The sequence below is a fragment of the Rhodococcus sp. APC 3903 genome (assembly GCF_030407755.1).
GTDB lineage: Bacteria > Actinomycetota > Actinomycetes > Mycobacteriales > Mycobacteriaceae > Rhodococcus_F > Rhodococcus_F erythropolis.
Window position 1 is genome coordinate 1 of the sequence record NZ_JASDCV010000037.1, and the last position, 22,099, is coordinate 22,099.

The 22,099-nt window shown below is 60.8% G+C and carries 21 protein-coding genes and 2 pseudogenes; 13 read left to right on the forward strand and 10 right to left on the reverse strand.

Annotated elements, in window-relative coordinates; genetic code table 11:
• Nucleotides 1-135 precede the first annotated feature (135 nt).
• Nucleotides 136-1,017 carry a toll/interleukin-1 receptor domain-containing protein gene (locus tag QMA15_RS30105; RefSeq protein WP_290288218.1) on the forward strand — a complete coding sequence of 294 codons (882 nt, stop codon included), beginning with the start codon at nucleotides 136-138 and terminating at the stop codon, nucleotides 1,015-1,017.
• 129 nt (nucleotides 1,018-1,146) lie between these two features.
• Here QMA15_RS30105 and QMA15_RS30110 read toward each other — a convergent pair.
• Nucleotides 1,147-1,501 (reverse strand): annotated as a pseudogene (locus tag QMA15_RS30110) (IS110 family transposase); the annotation flags it as partial.
• A gap of 85 nt (nucleotides 1,502-1,586) precedes the next feature.
• Between QMA15_RS30110 and QMA15_RS30115 the strand changes: the two are divergent.
• The 9 genes from QMA15_RS30115 to QMA15_RS30155 all read left to right on the forward strand — a co-directional run bounded on the left by QMA15_RS30115 (nucleotide 1,587) and on the right by QMA15_RS30155 (nucleotide 10,401).
• Nucleotides 1,587-1,757: a hypothetical protein gene (locus QMA15_RS30115; RefSeq protein WP_290288220.1), complete on the forward strand. Its 171-nt coding sequence runs from the start codon at nucleotides 1,587-1,589 to the stop codon at nucleotides 1,755-1,757.
• 223 nt (nucleotides 1,758-1,980) lie between these two features.
• Complete coding sequence (locus QMA15_RS30120; protein WP_290288222.1) at nucleotides 1,981-2,514, forward strand: helix-turn-helix domain-containing protein; 534 nt, start codon at nucleotides 1,981-1,983, stop codon at nucleotides 2,512-2,514.
• 284 nt (nucleotides 2,515-2,798) lie between these two features.
• Nucleotides 2,799-3,497, forward strand: a complete 699-nt coding sequence (locus tag QMA15_RS30125; RefSeq protein WP_290288224.1) for an MspA family porin — start codon at nucleotides 2,799-2,801, stop codon at nucleotides 3,495-3,497.
• A gap of 180 nt (nucleotides 3,498-3,677) precedes the next feature.
• Nucleotides 3,678-4,076, forward strand: coding sequence for a hypothetical protein (locus QMA15_RS30130; RefSeq protein ID WP_290288227.1), 399 nt, complete (start codon nucleotides 3,678-3,680; stop codon nucleotides 4,074-4,076).
• A gap of 142 nt (nucleotides 4,077-4,218) precedes the next feature.
• Complete coding sequence (locus QMA15_RS30135) at nucleotides 4,219-4,563, forward strand: hypothetical protein (protein WP_290288230.1); 345 nt, start codon at nucleotides 4,219-4,221, stop codon at nucleotides 4,561-4,563.
• Nucleotides 4,560-6,857: a polymorphic toxin type 24 domain-containing protein gene (locus QMA15_RS30140; RefSeq protein ID WP_290288232.1), complete on the forward strand. Its 2,298-nt coding sequence runs from the start codon at nucleotides 4,560-4,562 to the stop codon at nucleotides 6,855-6,857. The genes QMA15_RS30135 and QMA15_RS30140 overlap by 4 nt, the downstream gene beginning before the upstream one ends.
• 17 nt (nucleotides 6,858-6,874) lie before the next feature.
• Nucleotides 6,875-7,315 (forward strand): hypothetical protein, encoded by a 441-nt coding sequence (locus tag QMA15_RS30145; protein ID WP_290288234.1) that lies wholly within the window; start codon nucleotides 6,875-6,877, stop codon nucleotides 7,313-7,315.
• Nucleotides 7,316-7,374: 59 nt separating this feature from the next.
• Entirely contained in the window at nucleotides 7,375-7,815 is a 441-nt protein-coding gene (locus QMA15_RS30150) for a hypothetical protein (RefSeq protein ID WP_290288236.1), read from the forward strand.
• Nucleotides 7,816-8,895: 1,080 nt separating this feature from the next.
• On the forward strand, nucleotides 8,896-10,401 hold the full coding sequence (locus QMA15_RS30155) for an MFS transporter (protein ID WP_290288238.1): 1,506 nt from the start codon (nucleotides 8,896-8,898) through the stop codon (nucleotides 10,399-10,401).
• Between the two features lie 105 nt (nucleotides 10,402-10,506).
• Here the strand turns inward: QMA15_RS30155 and QMA15_RS30160 are convergent, their stop codons facing one another.
• The 3 genes from QMA15_RS30160 to paaE form a co-directional block, all read right to left on the reverse strand.
• Nucleotides 10,507-11,040: a TetR/AcrR family transcriptional regulator gene (locus tag QMA15_RS30160; protein WP_290288241.1), complete on the reverse strand. Its 534-nt coding sequence runs from the start codon at nucleotides 11,038-11,040 to the stop codon at nucleotides 10,507-10,509.
• Nucleotides 11,041-11,316: 276 nt separating this feature from the next.
• Nucleotides 11,317-11,454: a hypothetical protein gene (locus tag QMA15_RS30165; RefSeq protein ID WP_290288243.1), complete on the reverse strand. Its 138-nt coding sequence runs from the start codon at nucleotides 11,452-11,454 to the stop codon at nucleotides 11,317-11,319.
• Between the two features lie 28 nt (nucleotides 11,455-11,482).
• The gene (gene paaE / locus QMA15_RS30170; RefSeq protein WP_290288245.1) at nucleotides 11,483-12,589 is read right to left on the reverse strand and encodes a 1,2-phenylacetyl-CoA epoxidase subunit PaaE; all 1,107 of its coding nucleotides are present in this window, start codon (nucleotides 12,587-12,589) and stop codon (nucleotides 11,483-11,485) included.
• Between the two features lie 222 nt (nucleotides 12,590-12,811).
• Between paaE and QMA15_RS30175 the strand changes: the two genes are divergently transcribed.
• On the forward strand, nucleotides 12,812-13,444 hold the full coding sequence (locus QMA15_RS30175) for a TetR/AcrR family transcriptional regulator (RefSeq protein ID WP_290288247.1): 633 nt from the start codon (nucleotides 12,812-12,814) through the stop codon (nucleotides 13,442-13,444).
• Nucleotides 13,445-13,612: 168 nt separating this feature from the next.
• On the opposite strand, the gene QMA15_RS30180 is transcribed toward QMA15_RS30175, so the two are convergent.
• Nucleotides 13,613-13,978: a hypothetical protein gene (locus QMA15_RS30180; protein ID WP_290288249.1), complete on the reverse strand. Its 366-nt coding sequence runs from the start codon at nucleotides 13,976-13,978 to the stop codon at nucleotides 13,613-13,615.
• A 31-nt stretch (nucleotides 13,979-14,009) separates the two neighbouring features.
• Between QMA15_RS30180 and QMA15_RS30185 the strand changes: the two genes are divergently transcribed.
• Both QMA15_RS30185 and QMA15_RS30190 read left to right on the forward strand, forming a co-directional pair.
• Complete coding sequence (locus QMA15_RS30185; protein WP_290288251.1) at nucleotides 14,010-15,317, forward strand: aminotransferase class III-fold pyridoxal phosphate-dependent enzyme; 1,308 nt, start codon at nucleotides 14,010-14,012, stop codon at nucleotides 15,315-15,317.
• Between the two features lie 305 nt (nucleotides 15,318-15,622).
• Complete coding sequence (locus QMA15_RS30190; protein WP_290288254.1) at nucleotides 15,623-17,041, forward strand: aldehyde dehydrogenase family protein; 1,419 nt, start codon at nucleotides 15,623-15,625, stop codon at nucleotides 17,039-17,041.
• A 653-nt stretch (nucleotides 17,042-17,694) separates the two neighbouring features.
• On the opposite strand, the pseudogene QMA15_RS30195 reads toward QMA15_RS30190, so the two are convergent.
• The 5 genes and pseudogenes from QMA15_RS30195 to QMA15_RS30215 all read right to left on the reverse strand — a co-directional run bounded on the left by QMA15_RS30195 (nucleotide 17,695) and on the right by QMA15_RS30215 (nucleotide 21,861).
• Nucleotides 17,695-18,775: pseudogene (locus tag QMA15_RS30195) on the reverse strand (zinc-binding dehydrogenase).
• A gap of 120 nt (nucleotides 18,776-18,895) precedes the next feature.
• Complete coding sequence (locus tag QMA15_RS30200; RefSeq protein WP_290288256.1) at nucleotides 18,896-19,021, reverse strand: hypothetical protein; 126 nt, start codon at nucleotides 19,019-19,021, stop codon at nucleotides 18,896-18,898.
• Nucleotides 18,990-19,844 carry a phosphotransferase gene (locus tag QMA15_RS30205; RefSeq protein ID WP_290288259.1) on the reverse strand — a complete coding sequence of 285 codons (855 nt, stop codon included), beginning with the start codon at nucleotides 19,842-19,844 and terminating at the stop codon, nucleotides 18,990-18,992. Before QMA15_RS30205 ends, QMA15_RS30200 begins: the two co-directional genes overlap by 32 nt.
• A 9-nt stretch (nucleotides 19,845-19,853) precedes the next feature.
• The gene (solA, locus tag QMA15_RS30210; RefSeq protein ID WP_290288261.1) at nucleotides 19,854-20,987 is read right to left on the reverse strand and encodes an N-methyl-L-tryptophan oxidase; all 1,134 of its coding nucleotides are present in this window, start codon (nucleotides 20,985-20,987) and stop codon (nucleotides 19,854-19,856) included.
• Between the two features lie 250 nt (nucleotides 20,988-21,237).
• A complete protein-coding gene (locus QMA15_RS30215; protein ID WP_290288264.1) occupies nucleotides 21,238-21,861 on the reverse strand; it encodes a TetR/AcrR family transcriptional regulator in 624 nt (207 codons plus the stop codon).
• Nucleotides 21,862-22,099 lie beyond the last annotated feature (238 nt).

The window sequence follows — 22,099 nt, forward strand, 5'->3', positions numbered from 1 at the left end:
GCCGGTGCGATTCAAACATAAGCAACGATGCCGCGGAATCGAAAGCTGAGTTGGCAATTAGTGACGTAGTCGCTCTGTAACGTCCTATTCGTCGAAGGTCGACGCTGCTGGTTCCATCAGATACGAGGTTCGTACATGAGCGCAGAGTCAGAACTCAAGCGGTACAGGACAGAAGCCGAACGACTGCGAAAAGACATCGGCTCTGCCTCGGGCGCCGTTGCCGACAAGCGGAAGAAGGCCCTCGCAGCAGCTCAAGCCGCAGATAAATCTAAAAGCCTCTCAACGCAGAGGAGTAAACGTGCAGAAGCAGATCGTCTGACCAAGGCAGCCAACGACGCCGAGAAGAAGCGGGCCGATTTGGAAAAGAAGCTCGCGGCCACCGAAGTAAAAGCGAACAACGCGCAAGGGAAGGTCGACAAAGAACGAACGGCTCAGGACCAAACCAGGGAGCGAAAGCTGGAAGAACTCACCCGCGCGAATGACCGGGCCGCTTCGCAATTCACATCTCCGCTCGTTAACCGTACTGCCCCCAGTCCTGTGCACCGTGCCGCCACCAGTGCGCCGCCGATATCGCTTGAGCGTCCCGAGCACGATGTGTTCCTGTCTCACGCGAGTGAGGACAAGGACGAGATCGCCCGCCCGCTCAAGGAGGCGTTGGAAGCCCTTGGTGTCAGCGTCTGGTTTGACGAGATCCGGATCAAGGTTGGGCATTCAATCCGACAAAGCATCGAAGAGGGGATTTCTAACTCCCGCTTCGGTGTGGTCATAATTTCGCCGGACTTCTTCGCCAAACAGTGGACGAATGCTGAGTTGGATGCGCTTTTCGGCAAAAAGATGGACACAGGCGAAAATCTTGTCCTTCCGGTGTGGCATCACGTCTCCAAGGACGAGGTGACGCGGCATTCTCCTCTGCTCGCCGGGATTCTCGCACTCAACACGGCAATCATGACTGTCGATGAGGTCGCCGCGGCTCTAGCAGAAGCGGTGCGGGAAGAGGCCGTACCGTCAGCGCAGTGATCGCTTCGCATACAAACAACTTGAGTTGCACCCGAGGGCTTGCCCTTGGGTACTCTCACTAGGCTTAACGCATGACCGACGTGATGTACCCCCGAGTTCTCCGGAAACTCCGGGATGCTTCTATATCTGTCAAGACACCAAGATTGGGTGTGCAGCGGCGAGTGTCCGGAACAGCTGCCGGGTGACACAACGCTTGAGGGGTCGCATGATCTCCTTGGTTGTGCGGCCTTCGCCTCGTCGACGTTCGACATAGGCGCGAGTTTGGGGATCAACCCGCATCCTCACGACGGATGTTGGTGGTGAGTGCGCTGTTCAGACGGCGGTCACCGCCGCTATTAAGCCTGTAGCGCACCGTGTTACCTGATGAAGCCGGGACCGGGCAGGTCCCGGCGAGTGAGGCGAACGCAGCCTCGGAACTTACCCGACCTGCATGTGACCACGCGATCAGGACAGTCGCTGCAACCACTGCGCCCCTCGTCAGCTCGCACGAAGGCCGCTACCAGCGCCCCGACGGGTCGTTCGGCCGGCGGAACATCATCCAACTACGAGACCTCACCGAGGAGAACTAAATGCCCTACATCGACGCCAAAGGCCGCCCAGAGATCCTGGTCCACCCGGACATCGCACTCGGTCTGGCGAACTACCGACCGGTCGACGAGCCGGAAGCACCTCCCGTCCCACTGACCGCGAAGGATCAGAAGAGGATCGCAGCGCGCCAAGCGGCGAAAAGGCGGCTGTAGAACGCAAACGGAGAGCGGGAACTACGTCCGAACAGCAGAAAACCGGAGGCACCCCCGAGAAAACGAGGTGAAACCTCCGGCTCATCCTGTGGATCCGCAGTGCCACGATCTTACAAGCGAAAAACGCGCAACACAGCCAGGGCGGGTGCCAGGAGCCTGCGATCGCCGCCGCCACGTACATCGGCCTCCGAGTTTTCGAGTCTGTCTCCAATAAGGTGCGGACATGACGCCCGGCAACGAAGACACAGTCTCGGTGACCGCGGGGCACACGGCGAGCGGGAACGTTTTCCGCACTCGCCTGAACGAACTGTTCGCCGCCGGGGACCCGAACCTCACCAACGCCGCAGTCGTGCGCGGCCTTCTCGAACATGGTTGCCGGATCTCCAAGCCGTACCTTTCTCAGCTGCGCTGCGGGCACCGCTCGAGCCCGTCCGACGAGGTCGTCGACGCCCTCGCGGCATTCTTCGGTGTCTCTCGTGGCTACTTCTTCGCCGCCCCTGTCGCGAGCGGTGATGCTCACGTCGAGGACGCCGACATCATCGGCCGACTCGACGACCCGGCGCACAAAGCCCTACTGCTGGCGGCCACCGGTCTCTCCACACCCTCGCTGAACCTGCTGGCAGATCTGGCCACCAAACTCCGCATCTCCGATCACCGCCCAGTGATTCCTGCGGATTCGCCGTCCTACGTGCGTCTCGTCGAATCGGCCCTTCGGTCTCGCCATTCCGCATCGCAACCGCAGATAGGGTATTCGTAAAACCGGTTCAAACGACTGGTTGCCGGAAAGTCACTGCATTCGTTCCGTCTGTCACCATTTCGTGATCGTGAGCCCGGTCACCCGCCATCTGCGAACAAACCGCCTGGTCCGAGTGTTCCGGAAATGTTTCCGTAACTTCGGGTACGACTTTGGGTTGGCGGATTCGGACATCGGAGGCTAGTCGGGCATGCATGCGGTGTTGTAGCGTCCCGGTCAGACGTTCAGTTATGTTTCGGCAATCGCCGAGTTTGCTGAACTGCTCACTCACTGACGGAGGCTCGCGCATGGACACGATGACAAGCACCACCCCCGGATCGACGATGCGGGGACGCGGAACGTTCAAGGCTGCGGGTGCTTGTGCTGCGGTCTCAGTGGCGTTGATGGTGGGCAGCCTTGCGTTCGCGGGGAGTGCGTCGGCGACCCCGACGGCGCTGCCTGACGAGTTTGCTAGCACGGTCACCGATGACGGGTGGACGTTGGATTTGGCGGCTACCAAGCTGTCGGCGAACCCGGTCCCGAACCTGGCGACAACCGCATTCACCCGCGAGGGATTCGTGTCGGCGAAGGTCACCGGCACCATCACCGGATCCGGCAGCTCTGCGGTGAAGTCGGGCTACATCGAGCAGGGCCTGCAGATCGGCTGCCAAATCGACGTCTCCTCCGGACTCGGCCTGGGACTGGGCTTTTCGCTCGGCCCGTCGGTCGGTGTCAGCATTTCGGGGGTTCCGTCTGCGAACGTCGGCGTGAATGCCTCGGTGAACCCGAGCATCCAGACGACGATCGCGCCGGGCACGATCACGACGATCCCGTTGGGGAAGAAGGATCTCGAGGCTGCGAAGGCGTCGATCACGGCGGAGAACGTGCACGTCAAGGTCGATGCGTGCATGGGCCCGGTGACGATCCGTTCGTACGCACAGTTTGCGGTGTCGACAGCGACATCGGATAACAGTGTGTTCGTCTATTCCGATCCCACCTGGCTCTGACCCGCCGCCAACCCGTTTCAGCTGCTGCACTTTCGGCCCGATCCGGTTCTGCCCCAGATGTTTAACGTCAGCGTCATTATCTCAGCCTGATCTGCGCAGGTCAGATCGTGACCGCGCATACCCGTCACACAGGCCCGTTTCACGGGCACACCCATCATCGCCATACAGAGGAGAAACGTCATGAAGATTCGTACAGTAGCCACTGCCGGTGCGGTCACCGCAGGTATCGCCGTGATCGGTGTTCTCGGCGGGGGCTTGGCATCGGCTGCGACTCCGACCGTCGAGCCCGATCAGGGCCGGATCGGTTTGTCGCTCTCGAATGCGGAAACCGCTGCGCTGGCTGCGAGCCCGATCCCCGATGCGGTCGCGAACATCGTTCCCGGCTCGCAGCGCTGGGTCGAGCTCGAACAAGGTTCGGCTCTGACAGGGACCGCTGACGGATGGCTCAACGGAAGCGAAGCTGACGTGATCGGCGAGGCTGCTTCACATCCGGGCGGTTACGTCAACGTCTATCTTTCAGACCCGAATCATCCGGCGAATGCCGGTTTCATCGTGCAGACGTATCAGCACTGGAACTGACACCAAAGCTCGACTGCCCAACCCGGTCCGCTCGCCCCGCACATCTCACGCGCGACGGTCATTCTGATCCCTGATCTCACATGATCACGTTCCTTGTGCCGTATCCGTTGTCCGACTTGCCTGTTCACCGTTTGGAGTAGTGATGAATGTCCGTAACGCCGAACATGTTCGGTCCCGCCCGATGATGGAGCCGCCGGCCACAGCTCGTGGTGGCCGCGCCGCGGATGTCGACGACTGGGACCCGGACAGTGAACTGAGCGAAACGTCGAAGGGCGTGATCGCGACCGTGTTCGGGCTCGCACTACTTATCGCGGCGTTCGCGGTGATCGGACGCCTCGGAGGGTGGGCGGCGGATTACGGGACGATTCTGGTGTATCTGGCGTTCTTTTTGTGGATGTCGATCGCAGGGCGGGTGTTCTGGTGGGGTGCAGACAAGCTCATCGCCGAGATTCGGAAGAAGTCGAACACGTCGGGTGATCGCCGGTGACGCCTGCCCAGATAGGCACGGCGAGGATGGCGCTGCGTAGGTCGGTGGCGGGGGTTCTGGCTGCCGGCGCTGTGTTGACCGGAACTGCTGGGGTGATCGGTGCGGGTATCGCATTGACCGCGGGGCCTGCTTCTGCGGGGCCTGCGGAGGATTGTGCGGCGGTGCGGGCGCGTGATCATCAGATCTACCTGAACCTGATCGCCTCACTGCCACCTGGCGCCCCCATCCCGCCGGAGTACATCAACCCGTGCCTGACCGCTCCCACCACGACGTCCACGGCCGCGCCGACGACCACGGTCGGGTTGCCGGGTGCGCAAGCTCCGGGCGGCGGCCCGAACGTCGGCGCGAACGCTCCGACGAACTTCCCCACCTACAACGGCACCCCCATCGTTCCCGTCCCCGGTGGCGCACTGCCAGGAACACCTGGCACACCACCAACCTCGGGGGTTGAGAATCCTGCAGGTGTTCCGGTTCCGACGACCACCAGCGGACCTGCACCGACCACCCCGCAACCCGCTGGATCGACCGCACCCACATCGACCTCCGATCGCGGTCCCGGCCCGGTTCCCGCAGCGACAACGAATACTGTTTCCGGACATCAGGAATCGACCCCGTCTGTGGCGACCCCGGAGCTCGACGAGGACGACGGACGTGACCGGTACCTCGAACTCGTGTTGGTCGGCGCAGCAGGTTTCACCGCCGCCGGGATCGGGGTGCGTGGGCGGTCTGGACCGTTCAGCCCCCGAACACCCGAATCTGTAGTGGCCGGCGTCGGTTCAGCCAGTGCACCTCTGGTCCGTTATGCACCCGGGGGATTCGAGCAGATCACCGTGCCCAACGAGCACGGTGGCGAACGCACACTGGTGCTCATCAACGATGCGACTTCGCCGCGCAGCTACCGATTCCCGCTCAATGTCCCCGAAGGCGGACACGCGACCAAGAACCCTGACGGTTCGATTTCGGTGTTCGATGCGGCAGGACGCGAGGTCACACACTACGACGCCCCGTGGGCGTACGACGCCACAGGAAAGCCCGTCCCCACCGAGTACGAGATCGACGGGAACGAGTTGGTCCAACACGTTTACCCCGAGCCCGACTCCATCTTTCCGATCCTGGCCGATCCGTCCTGGAGCGGTGTTCTCGACGGAGTGAAAGATTTCGGCGCCGGAGTGGGAACAGCGGTCAAGGACAATGTGCTGGGGATGGGCCCGCTCATTGGTTACGGAGGTGAAGGTGGCCCCGGAGTCAAAGAGTCCTGGCAAGGAGTCGGCGCGTTGGTCGGTCTCGGCGGCGAAGGCGCACCGGGGGTGAAGGATTCGTGGAAGAACGTCGGTAAGGAGACTGTTGCGTGGGATGACTACGCAGGCGGCGACGGCGCCTATGCCACAGGGAAAGTCACAGGAAACATCGTCACCGCGGTCGTCGGCAGCAAGGGCGCATCGGCTGCTTTGAAACTAGGCAAGGATGGGGCGAAGGATGCGACGGAACAAGCAGGTCGCCATGCTGTCGACAAGCCGTCGACAGCTCCTGCCCCCGCCCCCACACTGACCGAGAAACTCGCGAACGCCGACGTCTACGCGGGCACCGGCGGAAGCTCCCGCGGATCGAAGTTCTTCCCGGTTGAAGATGGTCCGAAGAACGGCGCACTCGTTCGGCTCGATGAAGATGGCAAAGTCCGCAACTATGCCGAGTACGACGAGAACGGAAACATCGTTAGGCGTGTCGATCTTGCTGGGAATCCGCACGGAACGGTCGAAACTCCCCATGTCGTCGAAGTAGTTGTCAATAGGCGGCCAGATGGCAAGGAATTTCCGAAACTCGACAATAACAACGCTCGCCCAGCCACGGAGGAGGAGATCGCCAGTGCTCGCGCGTGGAAACCGGAATCGGAACGAAGCGCCGCCCCCACTTCATCGCCCAACTCCACACAACCTCCGAAACAAAGCTCGGGAGCTGCCACTACCGGAGCCGCTGGGTACACGGCCGCTGCGCAAACGCAGAACCAGCAGGACTCGAAACTGCAAGGACCAGGGCTCGAATCCCAACGTGCCCATGCACGTACGGAATTCGAAAACAGCTACACCCCTGCTGATCAGTCCCGCGACCAACAGATAGCGAAAACCCAAGGGCCCGGACTGGAAGCTCAGCGCGAACAAGCACGAGCCAACCTGGACATGGTCAACCGCGAATCAGATCTGAACACCGTGAAGATCCAAGGCCCAGGTCTGGAAGCGCAGCGCGATGCCGCCCGCGAACGATTGGCCGCGGACAACTACGGTGAGAAGACGAAATGATCAGGGAGAATACGGCCATGGATGATGTAGCAGCCTCACGCGAAGAAGCAGAGACGGCACTCCGGCAAGGGGATTGGGCTTCGGTCTCGGCCGGTCTGCGCTGGTTCCAAGGCAACGCCGAAGGCCCTACGGACTTCGGCCTCGTGGTTGAGCAGCTGCGGTACCCGAACTTGGTGCCGATGAAGATCGCTGCTCGCACGCTGGTACGGCGCTACGGTGCAGTGGGGTTGTCGGAAGTTATCAAGTATCTGGTGTCCGACGACATCGAGGCGAATGCGCACGAGCAGATTTTCGGTGTACTGGAAGAGCTGTATATGGAGGAAGATATCCCCGTCCGGGATGCTCTTCTCTCGATGATCGCCGATGAGCGCTATGTGCAACTGTGGCCAGTCGTCACCGAGATACTGGGCGAGCCGAGGTTGGCGCAGGGTTTGCAAGGCGTATTGAAGCCGCAGTAGGCCCCGGTGTTTGTGTGCCCATTCTACGCAGTAAGTCGAAATGATCAGAGAATGCGGCCATGGATGATGTAGCAGCCTCACGCGAAGAAGCAGAGACGGCACTTCAGCAAGGGAATTGGGCTCCTGTGTCGTCCGGTCTGCGCTGGTTTCGTACCAGCGCCGAAGGTGAACGTGATTTCCTCCTGGTATCCGAGCAGTTGCGGCACCCCGATATGGGACCGATGGGGATCGCAGCGGAAACGCTCGTACTCCGTTTCGGAATTCGAGGGCTAAGCGAGGTCATCACATACCTCGTATCCGATGGCCTCGAAGAGAACGCGCACGATTATCTCATCGGTACGCTCGAAGATCTGTATCTCGAGGAAGACGTCCCCGTTCGCAACATGCTTGTCTCGATGACCGCAGATGATCGGTACATCGATCTCCGCCCCACAATTGTGGAGATGCTCAAGAGCCCTAGTATGGCGGCAGATGTGCAGGGGGCGCTGCGAAGGCAGTAGGGATGCCGATGTGGTGAGAAGACATCTTCCTCGGTGTATTCATGGATGGTGCAGAAGCCTTGCGCGCGGGGAAGCGGAGACCGCGCTCCGGCAAGGGGATTGGGCTTCGGTCTTAATGGCTCCAAAGCAGGCAATGCGAAGGTGTTGCCTGGATTCTTGATCGTCAGGTGTGCAGTGTGTGTGCTCTGTCTTCGTGCACGTCGAGATAGCTGGAGGCTTGTCTTGATGTGTGGCGATCCGAAGTGTCGCTGTGCGGTGTTGGTGCGTGACTATCCGAGATCTCAACTCCTGCAATGAAGGATATTCAGATTTTGTTTGCTGTGATCTGCCTCTCCGCTTAATTCATGTAGGTTGCCAAAGGTTTGCTTGATGTAGTTCACTGGAGGGCGTAAACCCGACAAACCGGGTTTCGGACTTTCGGGTTCAGGCATCGGCCGGGCCCCGGACGAGAGAAGAGGAACTCGCAATCTTTCGCCGTCGAGAACAGGGGTCTTCGGTCAGGTGCACGGGCTGAACACACTGTGCGCGACAGGGATCCACTGTCGGTCGGTGACCTATGGCGGGACGCGACGCACCTTTTCTGCGTTCACGCGCTCCATGCATCCGGTCGAATTTCTCGACACGTTCTCACCTTCAATGTTGGAAGCTTGTTCTCGGGTATCGATCGTCGGATGGGCGTAGTGGCGGGGTTCTTGGATCCGCCCCGCGCGGCTTACTGTACAGGAAGTACAGTTTGAAGCGGAGCGACACAAGATTTCGTAGAGCTTCCAGGGGCTTTCTCGGGTGGCGGAATGGGCGAAAACTGCAGGTAGGCGGATGCAAGCTTCGACGCGAAAGAGGGCAGGTTCATCGTAGTGAAATCGATTGATATTCCATTGCCGATGTCCCATTGTCGCTCGTATCCGATTGATCCGTGATGCACTGTCAGGGGTGCATTGCTCACGATCAAGCGGATCTGTCAATTCACGAAATGTGCTGCTGCACAAGGCGCCTCTGCATTTGACGATTTCGATTTCGGCTGGTTTTATTGCCGGGTTCCACTTCCTTCACATCCAACTCATCATTCTTTGGAGGTGGCGCGTGTCCCACGCGCTGGACGGTCAGACGTCCACTAAAACAGTCCATACTTCCCCTGATCAGAATCCGAATCATGCACGACGCTGGCTGGTGCTGGTCATTATCGCGGCCACACAGTTGATGATCGTGCTCGACGCCACGATCGTGAACATTGCTCTTCCGCAGGCTCAGGCGGATCTCGGCATTTCCGACGGCAGTCGAACCTGGGTGGTCACCGCTTACGCGCTTGCGTTCGGTGCGCTGCTGCTGCTGGGTGGGCGCATCTCCGACTACTGGGGACGGCGTAAGTCATTCCTCGTCGGGATGACCGGGTTCGCCGTAGCGTCGGCCTTCGGTGGCGTCGCTCAAGAGTCGTGGCACTTGTTCGCTGCACGTGCCGGGCAGGGAGTGTTCGCCGCGCTTCTCGCTCCGGCCGCGTTGGCGATCCTGACCGTGACGTTCACTGAACCGAAGGAACGGGCGAAGGCGTTCGGTGTGTTCGGTGCCATTGCCGGCGGCGGCGCCGCAGTGGGCCTACTTCTCGGTGGCGTCCTCACCGAGTACCTGAGCTGGCGGTGGTGCCTGCTGGTGAACGTTCCGGTTGCCGTCATAGCGGTCGTCGCTGCATATGCAGTGATCGAGGAGTCGAAGGCAGAGGGCGACACCCGATACGATATCCCCGGTGCCGTTGTAATCGCTCTGGGGCTCGGATCGCTGGTTTACGGATTCACGCGTGCGGAGACCGGATGGGGTTCGCCGTCGACGGTGGCGTTCATTGGCGCGGGTGTCCTGTTGATCATCGCGTTCGGCATCATCGAGAGCCGCACGGCCAACCCGCTGCTGCCCCTGCGCGTGCTTTTCCATCGTGACCGCGGGCCGGCGTTCTTTGCATCGATGATGGTGGGCACCGTTCTGGTGGGGGCCACCTTGTTCCTGACGTTCTACTTCCAGATTGTGCTTCAGTACAGTCCCGTGATCGCAGGTTTGGCTTCCATGCCGATCACCGGAGGCATCTTCGTCACAGCAGGCGTCGCGTCGTCTCTGATGCCGAGGTTCGGCCCCAAACCGTTGATGTCCGTGGGGCCGCTCTTGTCGGCCGTCGGTCTACTTATGCTACTGAGGATCGACATCGACACCTCGTACTGGACTCATGTGTTCCCCGCGCTGGTTCTCGTCGGTCTCGGGCTGGGTCTGCTTATCATTCCCTTGCAGAATGTGGCCTTGATCGGGGTTCCCGATCACGACGCCGGTGCCGCGAGTGCCTTGGTCAACGCCACTCTGCAGGTTGGCGGCGCGCTCGGTGCAGCTATCTTCACCTCGGTGTATACCTCGACAAAGCAGACACACCTCCTTGACAATCCGCTGGCATCGAGCATGGAGGGCCTATTCCATGCGGAGGTGGCCAGCTACCACAGCGTCTTCGGTATTGCGGCTGTGTTCGTCGCGGTGATCTCGCCGGTGGTGTTCTTCGTCGTCCGTGCCAAGAAGGATGATCTGCCTGACGGAGAGGTCCTCGTGCACGCGGGCTGACCGTCATTCGGGCAACACACGAACCGTCTGCGCCCCTCCGCCCGACGAAGGTGTAGGGGCGCAGTCCATTTCACTCAGATTGGCAAGGTGGACCGTGGACCAAATCTAGGCCAGGCCAGCAACAATGTGGTCCGCGATTGCGCGTCGGGCAGAAGGGCTCAACGGGGATTCGCTGAGAGCTTCGTACATCCACAAGCCGTCGGCGGCGAGACGCGCCATGATCATGGCCGGCTCCGCCAGTGCATCCTCCGCGTTGATCGGTGGTGCCCACCGAGTGAGTACGTCGTTCCATGCTGTCGCCAGTTGCGGGTCGGTGGAACCTTCCAGCATCAGTAGCAGTTCCGTGCGAGTCGTACCGTGTGTAGCGACGTCGATGTACGCAATGAGCCTCTCGGTCGGCGTCAGCGTGTCCCAAGTTCCGCCGCCGACCGCAATCATGTCCGCCTCCCAGGTGTCGGCGAGGTGCTGGTGTATACCGCGAAGCATCTCTTCTCTGCTGCGGAAGTGATACAGAATCCCCCCCTTGGTCAGACCGGATTCTTCGGCAACGGACTCGAACGTCATGCTGCCGATGCCTTCGCGAGCCACGACCCGGGCGGCCGCTTCTAGAATCTCTATACGCTTACTGGCACGCACCATGCGACCGCGCCACTCGATAGGAATGCATCCCAGAACTTTACCGTACGGTCGTTTACGGATGTGTGGAGGCGGATGGCTTGACTGAATTGTGCCTCTCGACCAGGCTTCCGACTCAGTGGTCGAACCGCGGTAGCGAGATGAGTTCGACACGATACGTGTAAACAAATTCGACCGTCGGCGAGCACCGAAACGGCACAGAACACAGAATTCTGCTTCGTGTTCGGGAATCTCGCTACCGACCCGGTGGGGTCGAATCTGCGCTCCAACACTTCACTGTTAGCTGTCCTCGCCCGATGCTGGCTTGAGCGCTTCGCGTACCAAAATTTTTGCGTCGAGCTGCAGTGTCGAGATGCGATCGCGGCTCGCGTTCTCGATGTCGGGTGTGTCGGTCGGGCTGGGCAGGACGCTGGTCATGGTGGGCTCCGGGGCTTCGAGTGGAGATTCAGGCGTCGAAATCGACAGTTACGGTGTCGCTGACGGGGAATGTCTGGCAGGTGCGGACGAAACCGGCGTCGACCTCGCTGTCTTCTAGTGCATAGTTGCGACGCATATCGACGTCACCGACGGTGACCTTCGCGCGGCACGTGCCGCACACACCGCCCTTGCCGGCGGACGGCAGGTCGGAGCGCAGTTGCTCACCGGCGTCGAGTATCGACTCGTCTTGCGGCAGTGTGCCGGTGACCGTGCGGCCGTCGAGGACGATGGTGACCTCGCTACTCGGTCCGGTGACGCCCGGTTCGTGATGTTTCTCTTGCGGCGGAGGAACATCGTCGACGTAGAAGAGTTCGTGGTGGATGCTGCTTTTCGGCACGCCGAGTTCGGAGAGCACAGATTGCGCGTCGTTGACCATACCGAAGGGGCCGCACAGCCAGAAGTGATCGATGTCGGGCGTCGGGACAACGGTGTCGAGAATGGCTCGTAGACGATCGGCATCGAGTCGGCCACTGAACAGCTCCACCTCCCGCGGTTCGCGTGAGAGCACGTGGACAACGTCGAATCGGGCGCCGTATTGATCCTTGAGATCGGCGATTTCTTCGGCGAACATGACTGGCCGGGAACGCCGGTTACCGTACAGCAGAACAACTTCGGCGCCGGGGTTTGTGAGCAGGGATCCGGCGATCGACAGCATCGGTGTGATGCCGGATCCGGCTGCGATGAGGACGTGCCTGCCACCTGCAGACGGATCGGCATAGAAACTTCCGGACGGTCCCTGCGCGTCGATCCGGTCGCCGGCCTTGACCTCGTGCACGAGCCACGACGAGAACAAACCGTCGGTGACCTCGCGGACGCCGACGCGTGGACGTTCGCCGACGGGGGCGCAGATGGAGTACGACCGCCGATGCTCGACACCGTCAACCATGCGGCTGAGCATCAGCGATTGCCCTGGGCGGAAATGGAATTCGTCGTTAAGATCATCGGGCACGTCGAAGGTGACCGCAACGGCGTCGTCACACAGGCTTTCGACATCGGCGACGGTTAGAGGGTGGAAGGCCTTCTTGCGGCTGGGGGTGACGACGGGTTCGTTGGTGACTCCGCGTTGCGGGCTCACACCGGCGAATGCGCGAGATCACCTGACAGGGCCGACAACTTCCTGTCACCCGCGCATTCTGCTTGTGGCCTCGACTGTCGCGGCGTTGCTAGGCGCGTATACCATCGCACGGTAGGGACATGCCCGGCTGAGCGACGAACAGTCGCGCCGCGCAAGGACGAGTCCGCCAGCGTGAATGGCTTCCAGGCGGAGTGCGGTTGAAGCGGAAGAGGGAGCAGCACCATGGGAGTGAGCGCCGAGGAACAGGCTCCGAGGTTGACTCTGCGTCAGCGAAACCGCCTTCGAACCAGACGTGAACTTCTCGATGCCGCCCTCGAAGTGTTCGCAGAGTCCGGCTACGGTTCTGCTTCGGTCGAGAACATCGCCGAGCGCGCCGGTGCCGCCAAAGGGACCTTATACACCTATTTTCCACAAGGTCGCGAGCAGCTCTTTTGTGAACTGTATGAAGAAGTCAACGATGAGTTGATCGACAAAGCGGCCGCGATCTATTCATCCGATGGTGATTTCGCCAGTCGAATCGTCGATATGACACTTGCGATCGCTGACATCGCGGCGCGACCGAGGCTCGGTCGCTTCTATGCGATCGACGATCCGTCCTTGGACCAGGCCATCACACTCGTCCGCGGGCATGCATCCAGTGTCATCGCCGAACACATAGCCCAGGACTATGCCGCGAGCGTGTCACCAACGCAGCTCGCCGCCGTGCCGGCAGAACACTTCCGGGTGGTCGCAGAACTTCTCACGGGAGCCATGAGAACGGCGCTCACCAGTGTCGCGCACGGAACCCACACGGGTGACGATGTCGCCCGTGCCATGCGGACGCTGGTCGAGGGCGTGACCACAACTTCCTCATGAGGCCAATTGCATGAGAAAATGATCGATCCGTTCAAATATTGCACCACTCGTCTTGACTATGGCGTGGTATCCGGCAATGCTGATAGTGCGCTCATCGAGTGAGCGCCATCACCCGAATCGGTCGCGGCCGGACTCCCGGCGCACCTGTTGCACTGAGCGGGAGGTGCTCTAGCGGGTCGGAGGGGCGCGGTGACCGATAGTTCGAACAGTTCCGCTGACGGCCAGGCCGAGTGCGAGAGTGCCTCGGTTAAAAACCACGACAACCACATCTTTCGGCTTCGGCTTCTCCCGTCGGGCGACCTGGCCGTCCATCTCCGACATGCACAGCTCGACAGAAACGACGTCACCTCCGGCGAATCGCACTTTCTCAGTGCATGTGCCGGAGCAATGTTCGATGTGCCCGTAATCCGGCGCGGTGACCGCACAGCGGACTTCGTCGCCGATTCTCTCGTGAGTCTGGCTGCTCGCGGCGCTGACCGCTACCTGGCCCAGCAGCATTCCGCCACCGACGTGCTTGCGAACAATACCGACCACTCGTCCCCGTACTGCCTACTCTGAGGTTCCGATGACTGCACTCCATTCCGGCCACGTCGTTCGTCCTGCGTCCGGTTCGGCCGATCTGCTGCGACGCCGCTATTCCGTGCTTGGTCCGAATACGCCCATGTTCTACGCCGACGACCCTCTGCAAATCGTGTCGGCGAGCGGAGTGCGGGTCACCGGGCCTGATGGGCGAATCTATCTCGACGCTTACAACAACGTCCCCCACGTCGGGCATTGCCATCCCGCCGTCGTCGATGCCGTCACGCGCCAGTTGTCGACGGTCAATGTCCACAGCCGGTACCTCACCGATGCCCCCATTGCGTACGCCGAAGCGCTGTTAGCTCTGTTTCCCGAATCGCTGGATCGGATGTTCTTCACCAATAGTGGCTCTGAGGCAAACGATCTCGCTCTCCGCATGGCACGATTTCAGACACGCAGTTCCGGAATCTTGATCAGCGATCACAGCTACCACGGCAACACCCAGGCTTTGGCGGCGTTGACCACAGGGCTGCCCGTGTCCGAGCCGCTCGGTGAACACGTACGCACATTCACTGCTCCGGATGCACGCGACTCGAAGTTCTCGCTCGCCGACGCCTTGGCTCAGATCGACTCTGCCATAGCAGAACTCGAACAATCTGGGCACGGGCTCTCCGCCGTGCTCTTCGACCCGCTCTTCTCCACAGAAGGACTGCCCGATCTCCCTGAGGGGTATATCGAAGGACTTTGCGCGCGCGTACGCACGGCGGGCGGGGTGGTCATCTGCGATGAGGTGCAGAGCGGGTTCGGTCGTACAGCCCAGCACATGTGGGGCTTTCAATCTGCGGATTTCCTCCCCGACATGGTCGTGCTCGGTAAACCGATGGGCAACGGATTCCCTCTCGGAGCTGTCGTAACAAGCGCTGGGATTATCGAACCGTTCTCCGCCGACAACACTTATTTCAACACCTTCGCCACCACCCCTGCCGCAGCGTCAGCTGGGCACGCTGTACTGAAGGTGATGAACAGCGAAGGTCTGCTGGAACGTGCCCGGGCGGTGTCCGCGGAGTTCGAGAGGGGTTTCCGCGAGTTGGTCGACGGAGACGACCGACTTACGGGTGTTCGAGGCACCGGAATGTTCCTGGGCATGCAATTCGTCGACGCGGCAACCGGCGCCCCCGACGGGCCTACGGCCAAAGTCATCGTCGATGCCATGCGCCGCAATGGGGTTCTCATCGGACGGATCGGCCGATACGACGAGGTGCTCAAGATTCGACCGCCACTCGCCTTCGGTGTCGAGGATGTACCGATCGCTCTCGATGCGTTTGCCCAGTCCCTTCGACATATTCGTCGCTAGCTCCCCGAGTTCCGTTCTCGCTGGGAATAGGGCAGCGGCGTCATTGCACGTCCAGTAGTTCAGGTCGCCGAATGCGAGCTTTCTCGGGGTATGTGATGTTAGCGGCTGAAATGCACGTCGAGGATCAGCTTCGACCGCGCACAGCGGGGCGGGTGCGGGGGCGCTGACGTTTGCCCGCTTGCTCGCATTTGCATCGGTTCAAAAGGCTGCAGCCTAGCCGTTTCGGCAATATTTGAACGATACGTCTAGATATTGATCGATCCGTATGTTTTGATGATCTAAGTCACATTCGAAAGGACTCCGCAATGACGATCGCCTCGTTTTCGATACAGCAGCTCCTCGACGCCATTCAGCCCTCCACGGGAGGCCGGGACATCCTCGATCCCGCCACCGGTGCCGTGGTGGGACGTGCTCCCGAGCAGTCGACCGCAGACCTCGAACATGCGATCTCGAGCGCCCGCACAGCGCAGTCCTCCTGGGCCGCTACCTCTCATGATGACCGCAGCGACTGCCTTCTGCGTGCCGCCAATGCTGTCGAAGCCAACTCCGAAGCACTTGCAGAGCTCCTCTCGCGTGAACAGGGCAAACCCCTCAACGGGCCGAACGCGCGTTTCGAGGTCGGGGCGTGTGCATCATGGCTCCGGGCTACCGCAAGCTTCGATCTCCAGCCCGAGGACGTGGTGGACGACGGAGAGGTGCGCGCCGAACTGCACTACCGCCCACTGGGCGTGGTGGGCGCAATCGGTCCATGGAACTGGCCGATGATGATCAGCGTGTGGCAGTTGGCCCCGGCTCTGAGAATGGGCAATACGGTGGTCATGAAGCCATCGGAGTACACGCCGTTGTCGGTGCTCGCTTTGATTCATGTGATCAACAGTCAACTACCCGCCGACATTCTGCACGTCGTAGCCGGCGGCCGTGACATCGGCGAGGCTCTGTCCACTCACGCCGACATCGACAAGCTCATGTTCACCGGTTCCACAGCGACGGGCAAAGCGATCATCCGGTCGTCCGCCGACACGGTGAAGCGTTTGACCCTCGAGCTTGGCGGCAATGATGCAGGTATCGTCTTGCCGGATGTGGACGCGAAAGCTGTTGCACAGGACTTGTTTTGGGGTGCTTTCATAAACACCGGGCAGACGTGTGCTGCGCTCAAGCGGTTGTATGTGCACGACGATGTCTACGACGATGTCTGTGACGCCCTCGTAGAGGTCGCGGCGAGTATGCCGATGGGAGTCGGGCTCAACGAGAACAACGTGCTCGGTCCGCTGCAGAACAAGGCACAATTCGACATCGTGGCTGCATTGGTCGACGCTGCGAAGGAGTCCGGCGCCCGTGTTCTCTTGGGCGGAGATCCGGTTGCAGGGCAGGCCGGGTACTTCTATCCGACGACTCTCGTCGCCGACATCGACAACGCGAACGACCTGGTGACCCAGGAGCAGTTCGGCCCCGCGCTACCGATTGTCCGATACTCCACGGTGGACGAGGCGATCGAGATGGCCAACGCACTCGAAGTAGGTCTCGGCGCCTCCGTTTGGTCGGCGAACATCGATCGGGCGCGAGCGGTAGCGGCCCGCATCGAAGCCGGAACCGTGTGGATCAACAAACACGGTGCAGTGGATCCAAGGGTGCCGTTCGGCGGCGCAAAGCAATCCGGCTACGGCTTGGAGTTCGGGGTCGAAGGACTCAAGCAGCTGGGCGCACCGCAGATCATCAGTTACTGATCCAGACGTCGGCGGTGTCCGGCACATTGCCTCTGCGCAACGTGCCGGACACCGTACGTCTTGTCGCTGTGAGTTTCCCGGAGCACAGAAAATTTTGGTATTCACGACGTTTACACATGCGTGCCGAACCGAGCTTCGTCACCACATCTGATCTGCGTCTCGTGTTTGCGTTGAATGTGAACAACCGACCGCGGGTGGGTGGATCACTGCTGGTCAGCAAGTCTGAGTTCGAGGTGCCTGGCGGCGGGCTTCGGGGGACTGGCACCGATATCGGGCGAGAGCAGGCGGGTGCACGGGCCCGCGCGGAGTGTGGATCCACTACCTTGGCGTGATTCGTTGTGTCGCCGAAAGTTCACGCCGCGGTATTGGAGTGTGTTTCCACGGAACACTGTCGCTGGGGTGTGGTGGAACTGGTGCAGGCTGGCGGCATCCGTGCTCGGGGCGAACCGTAAAAAATCACCGCCGCCGTGCGTACAAATCACGGCGTAGGCATATCCACCCGCAAACTGCGTCGACGATCGAATGCACTGGAGGGCAGCGTCGATGACAACCACGTCGGTTTGTCACAGGCTACGTAGATGTTGTGTCAACGTTCCGTTCGAACACGATCGCGGACCGGTTCGGCCCGGGAGCCTTCGGTGTCGAAGTGGCGCTCATAGTACTACCGGCCGCAGCACGTCACCCGGATGTATGCGGTGAAAAGAGCTGGCGATGTCACTGAACCCGAATTATTCGGTGACAGATTTCTCCAGAGGTAGACGACCCTTCCTGTGCAGGCCCAGGCGGCCAGGAAAGACCCGTTCAGGCAGGCAATCGCCGTTCCATGAGGGCTCCAATTCTCTTCCTTGAGAAAAGAAGTCGATCATGGTGATGTCGATTTGCATATCAGGAGTGGGGACACCGAAAAGGACCACCGTGCCGAAGAGGTCGCGACTGTAGAAGACCTGCTACCAGGTTTCCGGGCGCCCAACTGTATCGATGACCACATCCGCGCCGAAGCCGTCGGTCGGTTGCCTGGCTGTCTGCGCGGCATCGGCCCTCGCGGCGTTTACAGTGTGGGTAGCGCCGAGTTCCTTCGCCCGGATGAGTTTGGCTCCGGCGTCGTCGATCGCAATCCGCTTTGCGCCAGCAAGCGGTGCACCGCCAATGGCCGCGTCGCCGAATCCTCCGCAGCCGATGACTGCGACAGAATTACTGCGGCCGCCGTTGCCGGATTTCGATGCAGCACGCAATCCTGACATGATGCCGGAGCTGAGAAAACCCACGATGGCAGGATGGGCGCTCGGGTCGTCCTTGGTGCATTGGTATTCGTGGACGAGTGTCTTGTCGGAGAACGATCCGATTCCCAGTGCTGGAGTGAGTTCGGTACCGTCGGAAAGTGTCATTCTCTTCGAAGCGTTGAGGTTATCGAAGGGGAAGCCCGCTCGGTCGCCCTGGCAAGCGCGGCATTCTTCGCTGCACACTGCTCGCCAGTTCAGTCTTACGAAGTCACATTCGAGGACGTGCGTGACTGCGTCGCCGACTGTTTCTACGATGCCGGCGGCTTCGTGACCGAGCAGGAAGGGAAACTTGTCGTTGATTCGCCGTCTCGATAGGCCAAGTCGGTGCGGCAGACCCCGCAGGCCTGACTCCCGACGACCACGTCATCGGCTCTGGGTCGGGGATGACGATGCTGACGAGTTCTACGTCGGCCTTCTTGGAGCGGGCGATCACGCCGCGGACAGTCTCAGACATTGACTTCTACTCCCATATTATTTGAGCGACGACGGTACGAAGGTGGGTACCGTTTCGGTTCGTGTACGGGAGGGGTCTGCCGTGAAGGAGTGGCGAGCGTTCGTACGGCGGACCCGCCCCTCACCGTGTTCCGTTGCGCATCAACGCGCCGAATTCGCGTGAGTCCAGCGTCTCGTGCAGTCGACGCAGACTGTCGTCGAGCTCCCCCTGGTAGTCATAGTCGTCGTTGGTGTCGCCCATTGTCATCGCGACGCTCCAAGGCAAGGGTTGCCCAGTTGCAGGCGACCGAGAACAGGCGGGTGCGCGCGACGAGGTGGGAATTGTTCTCGCCGAAGTACGATCGGCAGAACTTGTCGATGGTGTCGTGATCCACCTCGAAGTACGTGGCTGCAAAACCGAGATCGTAGCAACGGTCCCCGTTTCCTGACAGGTCGTAGTCGATCAGGCGGAGTTCACCGGATGGCGTCTCCAGCACGTTGGGGCCGTACAAGTCGTTGTGAAACGGCACGAACTCGTTGATACGAAGGTCGAGCGTGGTCTCCACCCGTTGCACCTGCCGGCACAAGTCGATGAAATCGTCGGGCAGCTCCGCCCCGCGCTGACGGGCCGCGGCGAACATCTTCCGGGCCTCGGCGAAGGCATTGTAATCGTTGTTGAACCGAATCGGAGAGGTGTGCAACGCTTTTGCCGTCGATGCCAGACGGAGTACCCACTGTTCCCCCGTGGGTTGCAGAGGGGCACACGAGGGTAGGAAATCGAGGACGAGCGCGAGCGGATCGGTCACGACCGACACCACGGGTGCCCCGATGCCCTGTTGACCGGCCAGGATGCTGTTCTGCATGACCACTGCGGACGGTGGGATGACACCGACGCCTTCCCATATCGTGTTCCACAGCTTCACTACCACCTGGCGTCCTCCGACGGTGACCAGAAAGTTCTTGTGCGCACCGCCGCCAGGTAGCCATGTGATGATGGCACCGTCGGAGTCGAGGCCGGAAACCTGGGCCAAGACCCGCCGTACCTGATTTTCGTGCTGCCCGAGTTCGTCGGACGAATCACCGTCGGACATCGACCGTTCCTATACCCGTGTCGAATTGAGCTCGTAGCGTCCGAGATCGAAGCGCGCGAGTTCGGGGTGGTCGGTGCCTTCGGTCATGTCCGCGAGGATGCTGCCGATGACCGGTGCGTAGCGGAATCCCCTGCCGTTGCATCCGGCGCCGAGAACCACACGCTCATGGGTGGGGTGACGGCCGATCAACCAGTGGCCGTCTTCGGATTCGGTCCACATGCACACCGTCGTTGCTACTGGGTCACCCTTGGCCTCGGGCAGGCGAGAGCGAACGAAGGACAGAACCCGGTCGAGATCGGCTTGTGTCACGTCCTGGGACAGCGATTCTGGATCGATGATATTTCCCTTGCCCGGAACGCTCACCTTGAACGTGCCGTCGGGCTCGGGGCATCCGTAGGACGGGGCCGAATCGTCACCGGCGGGTGCGGCCACGTACAGCGACGGCAATTGGGGTGCGGCGGGATCGATCGCGAAGTTTGCTAACACCTGACGTTCAACGCGGGTAGGGAAATCTAGTCCCAGTACGGAATTGGAGAATGCGCCGACGGTGACGACCAGACGGTCGGCTTCGTAGCGTCCCGCGGCTGTCGTGACGACGACCCCGTTGTCATCGGCGGACCAATCCAGTACCTTCTCGCCGTACCTGACTTCGACCCCCTCCTCACAGCCGAGTTGCTGCATGGCATGAATCGACGGCTGTACCAGTGAGACCGCTCCCTTGGGCTCCCACACTGCCAACTCGCCATCTTCGATGCGCACACGCGGGAACCGGGCTCGGGCCTCGTCGCCGGTGAAGATCTCGTGTTCGAACGGGGACGCTTTGAGGTTTTCGAGCGTGTTGTCGAACCACTTCGAGCCGGGAGCACCGACGAAGACGTTTCCGGTCGTGGTCATCACATCGATTCCCGTGCGCTCGGCGATCGACTTCCACGCAGCGAATGCCCTCTGGGTCAACTCGACGTATTCCGGTCCGGTGCTGTTGGACTGACGGGCCAATCTGGTTGCACCGGCGTGCGATCCGTGTGCGTGCGGGGGAGTGAATGCGTCGATGGCGAGGACTTTGTGTCCACGCTCTGCGAGCTGCCAGGCGGTGGAACTGCCCCAGGTTCCTGCTCCGATAATGATTACGTCAAAGCGCGACATCGCCGCCACTCTCCTTCTGTCGAGGTGTGCTGTGGGCTTGATCCAGCGAACCCACGGATTCCGTTACCGTGCGCGCGGAGGCATCCGGATGCTGTTGCGAATGACCCGGACCAAAGTTGCGACCGAGTGACCTCGCTCACTCCATGTCGCCCAGTTTAGGGGCAGGTAGGAAAATGTCAATACGGATAGAAAAAATAATGAACGGACCGTTAAAATTTGAGAGGGTGTGGCGCTACGGCTTGCCGATCCGCTACGGCGACATGGGGCGGCGCGCCAATCCGCGGACCAGTGCGTCCAGGCCTGCGAGCAAGTCCTGTGCAGTTGTACGCCCGCGAGCGATGTCGGTGAGCGCCCACCGCATGGCACCGACGATGAGGGTTGCGAGTGCGCGCGGATTTTCGGTGCACACCTCTCCTCTCGCAGCTGCCCTGGCGAGGTCATCGGAAATCAGATCGATCCACACGCTCGAGGCATGGCCTCGGACGGGATTCACAGCCTGATCCAGAGCGGGGTCGTCGATCGAATAGAAGCGGCCGTACAGCGGTCGTTCGGCGACGTCGAACAGTGCCCTGGCCAGCGCGAGTGCATGGTCTGCGTAGTCGCCGGAGTCGGCGTAGACGAGGGCTGCACGTTCGAGGAGTTCGGTATTGATCTGCTCATAGAGTTCGCGAAAGAGTTCCTCTCTCCCCGCGGGGAAGTACGTGTACACCGTCACCTTCGACGCGCCAGCCAAGGCTGCGATCGCCTCCATCGTGGCGCCGCCGTATCCGACGTCGGCGAACACCTCGAGCGCGGACTGCAGCAGCTCCTGGCGAGTCCGTATCTTATTTCGCTCTCGAAGCGAAAGAGTGCCCACCTCCGAACTCTTCGCCATGTGCAATCCCTTGTTCTTGGCTCGCGCCTTGTCGTGGCTGTGATGGTCTGATTTCACAAAACGTATCACCCGTCTACTTTGTAGATGGTCCATCGTGAAATTTTTCGGGACCGTTCAAATTCACAACTATGCGCGCAGACGGACAACTTTCGTGCGCAAAATTCCATGGCGTATCTCACCAGAATCGCCGCATAGTGAAGCGAGCGGTTCATCAGCTTGCATGAGAGCACTGACGTGT